Raw genomic sequence first — 13,639 nt, 5'->3', positions numbered from 1 at the left:
CCCGCATTTCGATTCAACGCAATGACCAAACTTGTTCTGATGAGCCGTGACTACGACATGTCACATCTGGTGCAGCCGATTCAGGACGCGGCTCCCGACCTCGACGTCGTGATGCACGGCGAGCAATCCGCCGGCGATGCGGAAATCGCCGTGTGCTGGAATCCACCGGCCGGCGCGCTGGCAGCGCTGCCGAAACTGCGGCTCGTGCATAGCATCGCCGCGGGCGTCGACAACATTCTGTCGGACCCTGCCCTGCCTGCCGTGCCGTTATGCCGGGTCGTCGATCCGCAACACGCACGCGGAATGAGCGAATTCGTTACGTGGGGCGTGCTGCACTTTCATCGTCAGCTCGACCGCGTGCTCGCCAATCAGCGTCTCGACCGCTGGTTTCGCCACGACCAGCGCGATGCGTCCGAATGCGCGGTGGGCATCATGGGACTGGGCGAAATCGGCAGCCGCGTCGCGACGGACCTGCAGCGTTTCGGTTTCGCGGTGCGCGGCTGGGCGCGTAAGCCCCGTGAGCTTCCCGGCGTAACGACCTTCGCCGGTCCCGAGCAATTCAAGCCATTTCTCGAGGGGACCGACATCCTCGTGTGCCTTCTGCCTCTCACGCCCGAAACCCGCTGGATTCTCAACGCGAATACCTTTGAACACCTGCGGCCGGGCGCGAAACTGATTCACGTTGGCCGCGGCGAGCATCTGGTGCCAGCGGATCTGATCGCGGCACTCACGGGCGGACAGATCGGCGGTGCGATCGTCGACGTGTTCCCGACCGAACCGTTACCGCCTGAAGATCATTTATGGCGCGCGCCGAATCTGATCGTGACGCCTCACATGGCGTCGGTCGCAAGCTCGGCGACGATCGGCGCGCAAGTGGCGCACAACGCACGCAGGCTGATCCGCGGCGAACCGCTGCATAACCTGGTCGACGTCACGCGCGGTTATTGAGCGCGGTTATCGAACGGTCGTCGACCACGGTTATTGGGTTCGGCTGCCAGACGAAGCGCTAAAGTTCGGCGGCTTCCGTCTGGCCGTCTATGAACACATTCAACGCATCGATAAACGCGGCTTCGGCCGTGCTCAGCTTGCGGTCCTGTGACCACAGCATGTAGATATCGAGGTCGGCCACGCCGCCGTCCGGCGGCAGCCTTTGCAAGCGGCCCTGAGCGATGTCGTCGCGCACCACGTGTTCCGGCAGGCAACCAATGCCGAAGCCCGCGAAGATGAAACGCCGCACCTCGGTCATGCTCGACGATGAGCCGACCACGCGCCCCGTAAAACCCATCTCGTCACGAAAGAATGTGAGTGGCGACATGTGGTCGCCCACCTTGTCGCCGGTGAAAGAGACGAATTTTTCGCCGGCCAGGTCGGCCAGCTGAATGTCGCTGCGTCCAAAGAGCGGATGATGACGTCCGCAGAAAAGTGCATACCGTTGCCGCAAAAACACACGGCTGTCGATCCGCTTGGGCAACGCGCGCCGCGGCGTCAGTCCCAGCGTTGCGGACTTTTGCTGGAGGCTGTTCACCACGTCGGCGCTGCGCATTTCCTGGCTTTCGAGTTCGATGCGCGGATACGTGCGATGGAACTCCGCAAGAAACGTGTCGTAAGCCGGAAAATCGATGCCGCTGACGGTACTCACGCGCACCATGCCGGAGATATCGTGATCGCGATCCACCTCGGCAAGCGACAGGCGCGAGATCGTGCCGTACACGTCTTCAGCAATCTGTTTCACTTCGATACCGGCCTGCGTGACCTCGATACGCGGACCGTGGCGGTCTACGAGGCGCAACCCCAACTGCTCCTCAAGACGGCGCAACGCCTGGCTCACGGCAGGCTGCGTCAGATGCAAACGCGTTGCCGCGCGACTCACGCTGCCCTCTTTCGCAATGGCGAGAAAAGTGCGCAGCAGGTTCCAGTCAAGGCGGTCGTTCAGGTAAGTGTCCGGGCGGTCTTTGCTCACGATGAGCCTCACTGTTCACATCATCCACGAAAATTATACTGAGGATTAGAATTAGAAATTAGACTTATCATTTTTGATTACCGATAAAGGCATCACGACGAACCCGACGTGGCGATTGCGCCGCGGCTTCAGGAGTATGTGATGCTAAAAATCAATGGTGAGCGACTCTGGACGAGCCTGATGAACATGGCCGCTGTCGGCGCCACGCCCGCGGGCGGTGTGCGGCGCCTCGCGCTGACTGAGCAGGACGCGGCCGGCCGGGCGCTTTTTTCGCAATGGTGCGTCGAAGCCGGGCTTACGTTGTCGGTCGATCAGGTGGGCAATCTCTTCGCGCGGCGTGCCGGCAAACGCAACGACGCGGCACCCGTCGCGAGCGGAAGCCACCTCGACACCCAGCCGGAAGGTGGCCGCTTCGACGGAGTCTACGGCGTGCTCGCCGCGCTCGAAGTCGTACGCACGCTGAACGATGCGGACATTCAAACCGAAAAGCCCATCGAGATCGTCGTATGGACCAACGAGGAAGGCGCGCGCTTCACGCCGGCCATGCTCGGATCGGCGGCCTTCACCGGCGTCATGCCGCTCGCCCAGGCGTTGAACACGCGCGACGCCAGCGGCACCTCGGTCGAACAGGCATTGCAAACCACCGGCTACGCCGGCACGCGCGCCGTGCCCGGCATCGTCTTCGACGCCTATTTCGAAGCGCACATCGAACAGGGGCCCGTGCTCGAGGAGAGCGGCGTGCCGATCGGCGTCGTGACAGGTGGCCAGGCGATTCGCTGGCTCGACGTGCACGTGCGTGGCCAGGCCGCGCATGCGGGCACGACGCCGATGCAGTACCGCCGCGATGCGCTGTTCGCGAGCGCGGAAATGGCTGCGGAACTGGAGCGCATCGCAGCGGAGTTCTTCCCGCTGGGCCTCGCCACCATCGGCGAATTGCAGATACGCAACGCCTCGCGCAACACCATTGCCGCCGACCTGACCTTCACCGTGGACCTGCGGCACCCGGACGACGCACTCATCGGCGACATGGAAACAGCGCTGCGCGAACGCTTCGACGCGATTGCGAAGCGCCGCCGCCTCACGGTCGAAATTGGACAGCACTGGGTCAGCCCTGCCACGCCGTTCGACCCGCAGTGCATTGCGGCTGTCAGCAACGCGGTGGAGGCGCTGGATTATCCGCATCAGCGCATCATCAGCGGCGCCGGGCACGATGCGATCCATCTCGCCAAACATTGTCCGACGGCGATGATCTTTATTCCCTGTGTCGACGGTCTGAGTCATAACGAAGCAGAAGACGCGTTGCCGGAAGACGTCAGACGGGGCACGGACGTACTGCTTCACGCGATGCTGGCACGCGCCGGACAAGCCGCATGAACACCCGTCAAGCGGTGCGTGCGCCGGGCGTGCGGCGTACATGGCTCTTAGTACCCGGCAACAATGCGGCGGCCCACGCCGCTGCGCTGCGCAGCGGCGCCGACGCCGTGGTCGCCGACCTCGAAGAGATGACCTCGCCACAGGAGCGGCCTCAAGCACGCGAGCGCATTGTCATGCTGCTGCGCGAAGCAGCCGGCGCCGGCATATTCGGCTCGGTACGGATCAACACACTGGAACACGACGGCCATGCCGATCTCGCAGGCATCATGCCCGGCAAGCCACGGGCAATCTTTCTGCCGCACGCGCAAAGCACGGCCCAACTGGCCGCGCTCGACGATGCGCTCGCCGTCATCGAGCGCAAGCTGGGTATTCCGGCGGGCTCGACGGAGGTGGTTCCAGTTATCGAATCCGCGCAGGGTCTGGTCAATCTGGGCGCGCTACTGCACGTGGGAGCACGCATAAAGTGCTGCATGCTCGCGGTCGAGGACCTCGCGGCAAATCTCGGCGCACGCCGCACGCCTCGCGGCAACGAACTGCTTTACGCACGCAGCCGCTTTCTGATCGAGTGCGTTGCGGCCGGTTGCGTGCCGATCGACCTTCCCTGTACGTACCGCTCAGCACAGGTGCTCGAGCAGGACCTGGACATCTCCGCGCAACTCGGCTTCGCTTCGAAAAGCGTCGTGTTTGCCGAGCATGTGCCGGCGATTCACCGTGCGCTGACACCCTCGACGGAAGACGTGCGGGCGGCGCATGCGCTGATCGACGCGCATACCGCCCAGCAGGCGAATCCGTCTGCCGCTGATGGCTCGATATGGATCGACTACCCGGAGCGCAATAACGCGCAACGCCTGATCGCCCGTGACGCCCTGCTGCGCGCCTTCGACGACGGCCGCAACGGGTAGGGCCGGCCAACATTAGTCAACAGGATTCCCCATGTCCCATTCTGAACAGACGCATCAGCCTGTGCGCGCCGCCACCGCTGCTTTTATCGGCACGGCCGTCGAGTATTACGACTACTACACCTATGCGACGGCCGCCGCGCTCGTTCTCGGCGACGTGTTCTTCCCGAGCAGCAATCACTTCCTCAGTACGATGGCCTCGTTCGGCACGTTCTTCGTCGGCTTCATTGCACGCCCATTGAGCGGCGCCGTTTTCGGTCATCTCGGCGACAAGCTCGGCCGCAAAAAGATGCTGCTGCTGACCATGTTCCTGATGGGGATCGCCACGACCGGCATCGGCCTGCTGCCGGGCTATAGCAGCATCGGCATCTGGGCGCCGGTTTCGCTGGTGCTGCTGCGGATTCTGCAGGGAATTGCCGTGGGCGGCGAATGGGGCGGCGCGGTGCTGATGGCCAGCGAGCACGCACCGGCGGGACGCAAGACGTTCTTCGCGTCCATGCCGCAGATGGGCAGCCCGGTCGGTTTGATTCTTTCGCTGGTGTCATTCAGGCTCGTCACCTCGCTCGATCACGACAGCTTCGTGGCTTGGGGCTGGCGCCTGCCGTTTCTGGCCAGCTTCGTGCTGTTGCTGATCGGCATGGCGATCCGTCTCGGCGTCAAGGAGTCGCCCGAGTTCGAGCAGCTTCGCAAGAATCGCGAGGTGCTGAAGTCGCCCGTCAAGGAAGTACTGCGCACCGCGTGGTATCCGATCGTGATGGCGGCGATGGCCACGACGATCGGCTCCGCCGGATTCTTCTTCACCAACACGTTCATGATTTCGTATGTCACCGGTTATCTCGGCATGTCGAAATCGTTCATTCTCGATTGCCTGTTTGTCGTCACCCTCATCCAGCTGGCATCGCAACCGATTTCAGCCCTGCTGGCCCAACGCGTTGGAGAAACCCGCTTTCTGACCTGGGCGGCTCTCGTGTCCATGTTCACGCCTTACCCGATGTTCCTGCTCGTCAAGACGCAAAACCCCGCCGCGATCGTGGCAGGCATCTCACTCGCGGTAGTGGTGCTGTCCGCGACCTACGCCGTCATCGCCGGCTTCATGACGCCGGCATTTCCCACGCAGGTCCGGTACTCCGGCATTTCGATCGCCTATCAACTGTGCGCGACGATTGCCGGCGGGACGACACCTTTGATCGGCACGATGCTCGCGCAGAATTACAAGGGCGAGTGGCTGCCGCTGGCGCTATTCTTCACGGTGCTTTCGGCCGTGTCGCTGATTGGAATCGTGGGGCTTGGACGGTATCGCAAGGGGATTCGTGCGGAGGAACCGACTGCGATGCTTGTCAATTAGCGCCGGCTGGCATGGGGTGATCAGGCGCGGCGCGAATCCGCCCGGCAACGCGCCTTCGATCGACGTCATGCGCGCTTAGAGCGACGCTCCTCCGCACATCACGATCTGTTGCCCGGTAATCGCGCCCGCTTCGGCGCCGAGCAGAAAGGCGGTCAGCGCCGCCACTTCCGACGGTTTAACGAAGCGGCCGATCGGCGGCAATTTAGGCGGGGTACCGGCTCGCGCGGGATGGCTGAGCAGCGGGGTATCGGTGGCGCCTGGCGCCACCAGATTAACGGTGATGCCGCGCGGAGCAAGTTCGGCGGCCCAGGAGCGGGCCATGCCGACCAGCGCCGCTTTGGTCGCCGCGTATTGGCTGCGGGTGACAGCGCCGTTCGCGGTCCGGCTGCCGATCAGCACGATACGGCCGCCTGCAGCCAGGTTCGGCAACAACGCATTGGCAAGATATGCCGCTGCGTCGACATGAATTCGCCACATCGCCGTGCCGTCTTCGGCGGCGAGTTCGCCGAGCGGCGCCGTGCGCATGAATCCTGCCGCATGCACGAACGCGTCACAAGCGCCGATAGCGTCGACCACGGGCTCCAGCGCGGCAAAATCGGTTACGTCGACGGGAGCGATGGTCAGGCGCTCGACCTGATGCGTTGCCGGTGTCCGGCACAAGCCCGTTACACGCCACCCATCCTCCAGCAGACGTTGAACGATCGCCTCGCCGATTCCCGACGACGCCCCCGTCACCACCGCATGCCGTTGTCCATCTGCTTTCGCTGTCACTCCGCTTCTCCTTGAAAAACGGTCACGGAGAGACGTCGCGAACGCTTATCGAACCGCCACGGTCTCCACCGTCACCTCGCCCCGTTCGTCGAACAAGGCCAGTTCCTGCGGCTGAGCCGCGTTATCGGTGATCAAGGTCCAGTCGCGCTCGAGCGGCGTCCAATGCTGCTGGCTGGCGCGGCCGAGCTTGTCGGCGGTGACGAGCACGAACACGCTGGCCGCCTGACGGATCACGCATTCCTTCAGATACGCCTGCTCGGCCGTCGCCTCACACAGGCCGCGCGTTGCTGTCACGCCGTCCGCGCCGAGAAACGCCTTGTCGAAACTCAGGCGGCTCAGCGCAAGCTGTGCGAGCGGCCCGAGCGTACTCATGCTCGACGAGCGGATATCGCCGCCGATCAGCGTCACCCGCACCTTGCTGGCGGCGAGCGCGCCGACCACCAGCAGGTTATTGGTCACGACGTGAATCGAACGATGCCCGATCAATTGCCGCGCCAGCGCCGCCGTGGTCGTTCCGCCGTCGAGAAACAGCGTGTCGTCCTCCTGGACATGCAGGAGCGCGGCGCGCGCGATCGCATCCTTCTGCTCGCGAAAGCTCTCGCTGCGCTCGTCGAGTGACGCTTCCGGTTCATGCGCGCTGACCGCTGCCGCGCCGCCATAAGTGCGCAGGATCTGGCGGTCGTCCGCGAGTGCCCGCAAGTCCCGCCGCACGGTCGCCTCGGACATGCCGAAGTGCTCGCACAGCGTACCGACATCTGTCATCCCGCCCAGTACAGCGTGAAGCATCGCCTCGCGGCGTTTCGCAACTTTCATGATCTTGGATCGGAGGAACCGGTTAAGCGACAGCGCGCCAGCAGCGCGCGAAAAAGTGTGCCTAGTGTAGCGAATTTCCATTCGTACGCCGCGTCCCTTTCCGGTTCGCTCAAAACCGGCTGTTCCCCCCTGCTGCCCGACTTACGACTTCAACCGCGCACCCATGTTTCGTCAACGCTCACGTACTTGATCCGTTGACGGAAGTAAGTGAAAGCAATATGCAATGCGCCGTCTGCGGATTGCACAATCGACGGATACGAATACTCGCGGTTACGCTGCTCGGCCGAGTTGTTCGTCATGCAGTAGCCGTCGCCGATTTCCAGAGTGCGCCGACGTGTCCAACTGTGGCCGCCGTCTTCGGAAATCGCCAGTGACATCGGGCTTCGCGGCGCGCCCCAGAACGCGCTGCCGCGTGCCGACGCGCGCTGGTCGCGCAACGCGCCGCTGTCTTCGGAGTCTTCGATATCGTCGTACAGCGAGGCGCGCCGCCCGGCGGCATGCGACGCGTCGCTCTCGTTGTACACCAGCGCGAGATGGCCATTTTTCAGCGACACGAACTGGATCGACGAATTGTTGTTCGGCAACGTGGTCGCTTGCGGCGCGCTCCACGTGCGGCCATCTTTCGAGCGGCTCGCGTATATGAAGTCCGCCCAGCGGCTGCGGAACAGCGCGAGCAACGAGCCGTCTGCGAGCACCTGTACGTTCATATGCACGCAACCCACGCTATCGGGCACCTCATATTCGCGCCACGACTGTCCTTGGTCCTCGGAAATGAGCACGGCGCTGATATCGTTGTTGCCGACCCAACGCTCGCCGGGTTCGGTACGGCACAGAAACACCGGACACAACCACGCGCCGTCCGGCAGCACGACGATCGGCTGGCGCACGAAGGTGCCCGCGCGATCGAACAACGTTTCGATCGGTCCCCAGCTCATCCCGCCGTCGGACGAGATGCGCCGCCGCACAATCGCGGTGTTCTGATGTCCGGACAACTGCGCGGTATAAGTCAGCCACAAGCGGCCATCGGGCGCGGTGAACAGCACGGGATTCTGCTCGGAGCGCGTCGGGTCGTTCGACAGTTTCTCGGGCTCGGACCAGACGCCGGTACCCGCACGCAAGTGCGACATGTAGACCGACACGTCGGGAATGCCCTCCTGCGTACCGCCGAACCAGACACACAGCAGGTCGCCATCAGGCAGCGCATGCAGATTGGCCGCGTGATTCTGCACGCATGGAGACGGCAAATACGCTTCGCGGCGTTGCGCGTCGGCGTAGGTCACGCGTACGTGGCTGTCCCACGCCGTCGAGGCCGGGGTCTCTGCGAGGATGGAAGTCATCCGGGGTTCTCCTGAATACGTCACTTCAATGTGATTCACGATGCTGAAGCCGCTCGCCGCTCGCGCCGACAGGCTTGGAACCCGACGGAAACAGCAACTTTTCCAGCACGATTACGATAGCCGGCGTCACCAGCGACACATACATGTTGTCGATGCCGAACGGATTGCCGAGCAGATACCAGACCGTCGTCGAGATCGTTGCGATGATCAGCGCGGCCATTGCGCCACGGCTGCTGTTGAAGAATGGCAGATAGATGCCGATCAAGGCCACCACGGAGACCGTCAACCGCAACGCCCGCGTGAAGAACGACAGCGCGAGAATCTGCGGAACGAACAGCACGAACACGAGCGGTACGAGTCCGACCACCAGCGAAATCCAGCGCGTCATACGCAATTCGACGTCTGGCGTCGGGTTGTAACGCGGCACATAGAAGTCCTTCACCACCAGCGATGCGATCGCAAGCGCCACCGTGCACACGCTGACGAAAATCGACGCCACCAGCGAAGTCGTCACCACGCCGGCCAGCAGCGGATTCATATGCTGCAGGAACACCGGCAGCGCATAGAGGCTCTTGATGTGGGGAAACAGAAACTTGGCCGCGACGCCGAGAAAACCCAGCGCGATCGAGATCGGCACGCATAACGCCGCGGCAAGCAGCGAGGCATTGCGCGCCGCCGCCGGCGAACGGGTCGCGGAAATCGCCTGAATGATGAACTGGGTCGAGAAGATCGCGCCGGCCGTGCCGATGATCCACGCGCCGATCGTACCGTTGCTCAGCGAGCCGTTCCACGTGAAGTAATGCTCGGGCATCTGCGCCATCATCGGCTGGATGCCGCCGGTCATTTGCCACGCCACGATCACCAGAATCGCGATGCCGATCAGCTTGACCGCGCTATGCACGACGGTCAGGTACGCGACGCTCTTCAAGCCGCCCCAGGCGAAATACACGGTACTGACAATCGCCGTGATCACCGCGGCGGTGGGCAGGTTGATGCGCATCACCGTTGAAATCGCCGCCGCGCCGCTCACATAGTTGCCCACGTTCACGAGGAACAGCGCATAGATCATGATCGCGGAGACGACCAGCTTTGCACGCTTGCCGTACTTCATTGCGATGAAACCGGAGATCGTGAATTCGCCCGAACTGTAGAGGCGTTTGGCCATGAACAGGCCAAAGAACAGAAAGCCGATCGACGCGGCGATCACCGACCACGACGCCGCGATACCCGCGCTGAACGCTTCCTGCGAGGTGCCGATCGTCGACTTCGCGCCGATGAACTCCGACATCAGCAATACCGCGACGACCATGGCCGGCATCGAGCGCGACGCCACCATGAACTGCTCGGAATTGCGGCTGCGCAGCCGGACGCTGAACCAGCTGGTCAGCAGGATGTAGAGCACGACCATCCCGATGATGATCGCTGTGTCCCAGTAGCTAAAAGTTGCCATGGTGTCTCCAATGTATTTTGACGACGTCTTCGCATCGAAAATTCGGCCGCCGGGCGTGTCCCCGCCTTCTCGCCGGCCGAGAATCTGCTTCCACCGCACGAGCGGCAAGGTGTTGCCGGTTGTTACCGGTTTGCGGCCCGCGCTCAGGCTTCCTGCTCGGAGTGCCGCGTCGCGAGATCGAGTGCCTGCTTCAGCGCCTCGAGCATGCTGCGTTCGTCGGCGATCCCCTTGCCGGCGATGTCGAAGGCCGTCCCGTGATCAACCGAGGTGCGGATCACCGGCAGACCGACAGTCACGTTGACGCCAGCCTCGAGGCCCATCACCTTGACCGGACCGTGGCCCTGGTCGTGATACATCGCGACCACCACATCGAAGTCACCGCGGCCGGCGCGGAAAAACAGCGTGTCGGCGGGCAACGGGCCTTCGACGTCCCAGCCGCGCGCCTGCAGCACCTGCACCGCCGGAATGATCTTTTCCTCTTCCTCGCCGTAGCCGAACAAGCCGTTCTCGCCCGCATGCGGATTGATCCCGCAGACGCCGATGCGCGGGTTGTCGATCCCGGCGCGCACCAGCGTTTCATGCGCGCGCTCGATGGTCCGTTGCACGAGTCCCGGTTCAATGCGCCGAATCGCATCGAGCAGGCCGATGTGCGTCGTCACGTGAATCACACGCAGCTTCGGCGCGACGAGCATCATAGACACTTCGTCGATACCCGTCAGATGCGCGAGCATCTCCGTATGCCCGGGGAAAATGTGGCCGCCTGCGTGCAGCGCTTCCTTGTTCAGCGGCGCCGTGCAGATCGCGTCCAGTTCGCCGGCCGAGGTCAGTTTGACCGTGCGCGCGATGTACTGATACGCCGCATCGCCCGCGATGGCCGAGAGCTTGCCGTATGGCAGATCCGCCGGAATCAGGCCGAGATCGATGCAATCGACCACACCGCACTCGAAGCCGGCGTCCGCGGGACTCTCGATCGAGCGCACTTCGAGCGCGACGCCCGCGCGCTGGCCCGCATCGCGCAAACGCGCGGCGTCGCCGATCACGAGCGGTCGGCACTGTTCGTAGACGGAGGCATGGGCCAGCGCCTTCATGACGATTTCGGGGCCGACGCCGGCAGCATCGCCCATGGTGATGCCGATAACTGGACGATAGGTCATGGTGGTAAGTCCTTTGAGGGTGGCCTCGATAGGCAGGGCAAGGCGTTGAACGCCGGCGAGTTTTCGCCAGGCAACATGAAGCGTGCCGGGATGGCCGAAACCGCCGGCTTTGGTAACGACGTAAAGGCGGCGCCCGTTGTGATCCGCGTGCAGCAGCGGCACACCGCTTTCGATTTCTTCGACAATCCGCAACTGGCCGATGCCGGCAGCGGACAGCAACGCACGCGCGGTCTCGCCGCCGGTGGCGATCACGCTGCCGGCGAACGGCAGCGTGGGCGCAAGCAATGCTGCGAGACGCCGGGCGAACAGCAGGCCGTCGGCGACGCTGCTGCGATCGGACTGGCTCAGTGAAACGACGACGTGGCGCCCCTGTTGCAGTGCTGCGCTCACCTTGCGCGGAAGATTCGCATTCGCTTCCGTGGGCGGCTCGGCGAGCAGCGTCCGCGTGTCGACTTCGAACGCAACCAGCGCGCTGCCCGCTTCTGTTTTCAGCCGCTCGATCTGCGCGTGGGACATGCTCGACATGCTGCCGACCACGGTCAGTACCGGCTGACCCGGCGTGTGCTGCGCCGGTGTGGCGAGCTGCACCGCATCGGCCAGATTCAATGCGCACATCAGATCGCCTGCGAGCCCTGCCGAGCCGACCCAGAACACGCCGCGCAACGTTGCCGACGCGCGGGCGACCCGGTGCAGGTCGTCCGCCGTTTCGCTGTCGCACACCACGGCCTGAATCCCGGCCTCGCGCAGCGTGTCGAGCCGCTCGGCCAGCAGGGCGCTGTCCGCCCGAACCTCGGCCAGCGTGAGCGCAACCGCGTGCACGTCGTATTGCCCGAGCATCGCGGGAAGATTCGCTTCGCCACCGATCCCTTCGTTGCGCCATACCTCTGTGTCTTCCACCGCCACGCCGTTCAGCCACTGGCGTGCGTCGCGTGTCGTGCGGCCGGCGGCTGGAAACGCCGGCGCCACGATCGCCATGCCGGCGAGCGGCACAAGCGCGGCCACTTCCGCCGCGAAGTTGCCGCGCAGCGTCGAATCGACTTTCTTGTAGAGCTTCGTCTGCGCGCAGCCCAGTTCGCGCCACAGGTCAGCATGACGGTGCGCCGCCGACGTAGCATCCAGCCGGCGCGAATCGGCGTCGACAGCCAGCACGTCGAGCGCGTCGGTCACATCGTGCGGGTCGTTCGCTTCGCGCGTTGCAGCCGCCGAAGCCGAGCGTGCATCCAGCATCACGACGCTGCGCAAGCCGAGGCGCGCGCCTGTCACGGCGCAGTCGGCTGTGCCCGACAGATCGTCGCCGATGATCAGGAGCCGCAAGCGGCGTTCGCGTGCAGGCTTCATGGCAGCAGACGGCGATAGATCGCCTTCATGTCGTCGAGCGAAAGCGGTTTCGGGTTGTTGCCGAGCAGCCGTTTGACCTTCGCCGCCGCTACCGCGAGCGCATCGAGGTCGTCTTCGCTGACGCCGAACTTGCGCAGATCCTGGGGAATATCGACAGCCGCCGTCCACTCGTTGATCCGCTCGATCAGCTTGCGCGCGGCGGCCTCTTCGTTGTCGTCGTGCGCGCAGAGCGAGAGCGCATGCGCGACGTCGGCGAGCCGGCCCGCACAGGCATCCATATTGAAGGCCATCACATGCGGCAAGAGCATCGCGTTCGCCACGCCGTGCGTGATATTGAACATGCCGCCGAGCGGATACGCGAGCGCATGCACCGCGGCCGTGCCGGCCGCCGTCAACGCGAGGCCGCCGTACATCGAGCCGAGCATCATGGCTTCACGCGCCTTGATCGATTCGCCGTGCTCGTACGCTTCGACGATGTTCGCGCCGATCAGCCGCATCGATTCCATCGCGAACATATCGCTGACCGGATTGGCCTTGGTCGAGATGTACGATTCGAGCGAATGCACGAACGCGTCCATGCCGGTCGCCGCAGTAATCGCTTTCGGCAATTTCAGCGTCAGCGCCGCATCGAGAATCACGAGTTGCGGCAACAGATGACGGCTCACGATGCCGACCTTGAGGGCCTCGTCCGGCAACGTGACGATTGCATTGGGCGTGACTTCCGAACCGGTGCCGGCGGTGGTCGGCACAAGGATCAAGGGCACACCCGGTTTCCTGATCAGATCGATACCGAGCCATTCGCGCAGCGGCTGCTCATTGGTCAGGCGCACGGCAAACAGTTTGGCCGCGTCGAGCACGCTGCCGCCGCCGATCGACAGGATCGCGTGCGGCGCGAACGGTGCGATCTGCTCGCTGAACACGCTTTCCACGTTGCCGATGGTCGGCTCGGCTTCGACATCGCGCACGATCAGCACTTCGACATCTTTCTGCGCAAGTGCGGCCGTCACGCGATCGATCACACCGAGTTGCTCCATCGCGGGCTGGGTAATCAAGGCAATGCGTTTGACCGGCGTGTCGAGCAAGGCAAGTTTGTCAGCCAGCAGGTCAAGGCTGTGCGCGCCGTGCACGATGTGCTTGACGGTCTGGAAGTGATAGGTCGAGGTCATGACGGTAAGTGGTTGGCGATAGAGCGGCGTGG

Annotated in this window: 11 protein-coding genes; 4 read left to right on the top strand and 7 right to left on the bottom strand. The window is 63.7% G+C overall.

Going from position 1 to position 13,639, the window contains the following annotated elements; genetic code table 11:
- The first annotated feature begins 21 nt into the window (after positions 1 to 21).
- Positions 22 to 948 (top strand): 2-hydroxyacid dehydrogenase, encoded by a 927-nt coding sequence (locus tag AC57B6_RS25795; protein WP_178370357.1) that lies wholly within the window; start codon positions 22 to 24, stop codon positions 946 to 948.
- A gap of 58 nt (positions 949 to 1,006) precedes the next feature.
- Here AC57B6_RS25795 and AC57B6_RS25790 read toward each other — a convergent pair whose 3' ends face one another.
- A complete protein-coding gene (locus tag AC57B6_RS25790) occupies positions 1,007 to 1,960 on the bottom strand; it encodes a LysR family transcriptional regulator (protein WP_144194070.1) in 954 nt (317 codons plus the stop codon).
- Between the two features lie 141 nt (positions 1,961 to 2,101).
- Here AC57B6_RS25790 and AC57B6_RS25785 point away from each other — a divergent pair, with 141 nt between their 5' ends.
- The 3 genes from AC57B6_RS25785 to AC57B6_RS25775 are packed head-to-tail and all read left to right on the top strand — an operon-like array spanning position 2,102 to position 5,578.
- Positions 2,102 to 3,334 carry a Zn-dependent hydrolase gene (locus AC57B6_RS25785; protein WP_496422369.1) on the top strand — a complete coding sequence of 411 codons (1,233 nt, stop codon included), beginning with the start codon at positions 2,102 to 2,104 and terminating at the stop codon, positions 3,332 to 3,334.
- On the top strand, positions 3,331 to 4,236 hold the full coding sequence (locus AC57B6_RS25780) for an HpcH/HpaI aldolase/citrate lyase family protein (protein ID WP_496422368.1): 906 nt from the start codon (positions 3,331 to 3,333) through the stop codon (positions 4,234 to 4,236). Before AC57B6_RS25785 ends, AC57B6_RS25780 begins: the two co-directional genes overlap by 4 nt.
- Positions 4,237 to 4,267: 31 nt before the next feature.
- Positions 4,268 to 5,578, top strand: a complete 1,311-nt coding sequence (locus AC57B6_RS25775) for an MFS transporter (RefSeq protein ID WP_028194033.1) — start codon at positions 4,268 to 4,270, stop codon at positions 5,576 to 5,578.
- A 75-nt stretch (positions 5,579 to 5,653) separates the two neighbouring features.
- Here the strand turns inward: AC57B6_RS25775 and AC57B6_RS25770 are convergent, their stop codons facing one another.
- The 6 genes from AC57B6_RS25770 to AC57B6_RS25745 all read right to left on the bottom strand — a co-directional run bounded on the left by AC57B6_RS25770 (position 5,654) and on the right by AC57B6_RS25745 (position 13,607).
- Positions 5,654 to 6,349 carry an SDR family NAD(P)-dependent oxidoreductase gene (locus tag AC57B6_RS25770; RefSeq protein ID WP_496422367.1) on the bottom strand — a complete coding sequence of 232 codons (696 nt, stop codon included), beginning with the start codon at positions 6,347 to 6,349 and terminating at the stop codon, positions 5,654 to 5,656.
- A 45-nt stretch (positions 6,350 to 6,394) separates the two neighbouring features.
- Positions 6,395 to 7,162 carry a DeoR/GlpR family DNA-binding transcription regulator gene (locus tag AC57B6_RS25765; RefSeq protein WP_028194035.1) on the bottom strand — a complete coding sequence of 256 codons (768 nt, stop codon included), beginning with the start codon at positions 7,160 to 7,162 and terminating at the stop codon, positions 6,395 to 6,397.
- Positions 7,163 to 7,311: 149 nt separating this feature from the next.
- Entirely contained in the window at positions 7,312 to 8,490 is a 1,179-nt protein-coding gene (locus AC57B6_RS25760) for a sialidase family protein (RefSeq protein ID WP_496422448.1), read from the bottom strand.
- Positions 8,491 to 8,524: 34 nt separating this feature from the next.
- Entirely contained in the window at positions 8,525 to 9,949 is a 1,425-nt protein-coding gene (locus tag AC57B6_RS25755) for a sodium:solute symporter family protein (protein WP_030099040.1), read from the bottom strand.
- 143 nt (positions 9,950 to 10,092) lie between these two features.
- A complete protein-coding gene (gene pdxA / locus AC57B6_RS25750; protein ID WP_496422366.1) occupies positions 10,093 to 12,441 on the bottom strand; it encodes a 4-hydroxythreonine-4-phosphate dehydrogenase PdxA in 2,349 nt (782 codons plus the stop codon).
- Positions 12,438 to 13,607: an iron-containing alcohol dehydrogenase gene (locus AC57B6_RS25745; protein ID WP_496422365.1), complete on the bottom strand. Its 1,170-nt coding sequence runs from the start codon at positions 13,605 to 13,607 to the stop codon at positions 12,438 to 12,440. The genes pdxA and AC57B6_RS25745 overlap by 4 nt, the downstream gene beginning before the upstream one ends.
- Positions 13,608 to 13,639 lie beyond the last annotated feature (32 nt).

The sequence above is a fragment of the Paraburkholderia sp. BGA-UO-ETr-F12 genome (assembly GCF_059567945.1).
This window is presented reverse-complemented; position numbering and strand designations above follow the sequence as displayed.

What these genes read in the sequence shown, in the direction of transcription:
- AC57B6_RS25745 (WP_496422365.1), bottom strand. Translation starts at nt 13,607, where the DNA reads ATGACCTCGACCTATCACTTCCAGACCGTCAAGCACATCGTGCACGGC.
- AC57B6_RS25785 (WP_496422369.1), top strand. Translation starts at nt 2,102, where the DNA reads ATGCTAAAAATCAATGGTGAGCGACTCTGGACGAGCCTGATGAACATG.
- pdxA (WP_496422366.1), bottom strand. Translation starts at nt 12,441, where the DNA reads ATGAAGCCTGCACGCGAACGCCGCTTGCGGCTCCTGATCATCGGCGAC.
- AC57B6_RS25780 (WP_496422368.1), top strand. Translation starts at nt 3,331, where the DNA reads ATGAACACCCGTCAAGCGGTGCGTGCGCCGGGCGTGCGGCGTACATGG.
- AC57B6_RS25755 (WP_030099040.1), bottom strand. Translation starts at nt 9,949, where the DNA reads ATGGCAACTTTTAGCTACTGGGACACAGCGATCATCATCGGGATGGTC.
- AC57B6_RS25775 (WP_028194033.1), top strand. Translation starts at nt 4,268, where the DNA reads ATGTCCCATTCTGAACAGACGCATCAGCCTGTGCGCGCCGCCACCGCT.
- AC57B6_RS25765 (WP_028194035.1), bottom strand. Translation starts at nt 7,162, where the DNA reads ATGAAAGTTGCGAAACGCCGCGAGGCGATGCTTCACGCTGTACTGGGC.
- AC57B6_RS25795 (WP_178370357.1), top strand. Translation starts at nt 22, where the DNA reads ATGACCAAACTTGTTCTGATGAGCCGTGACTACGACATGTCACATCTG.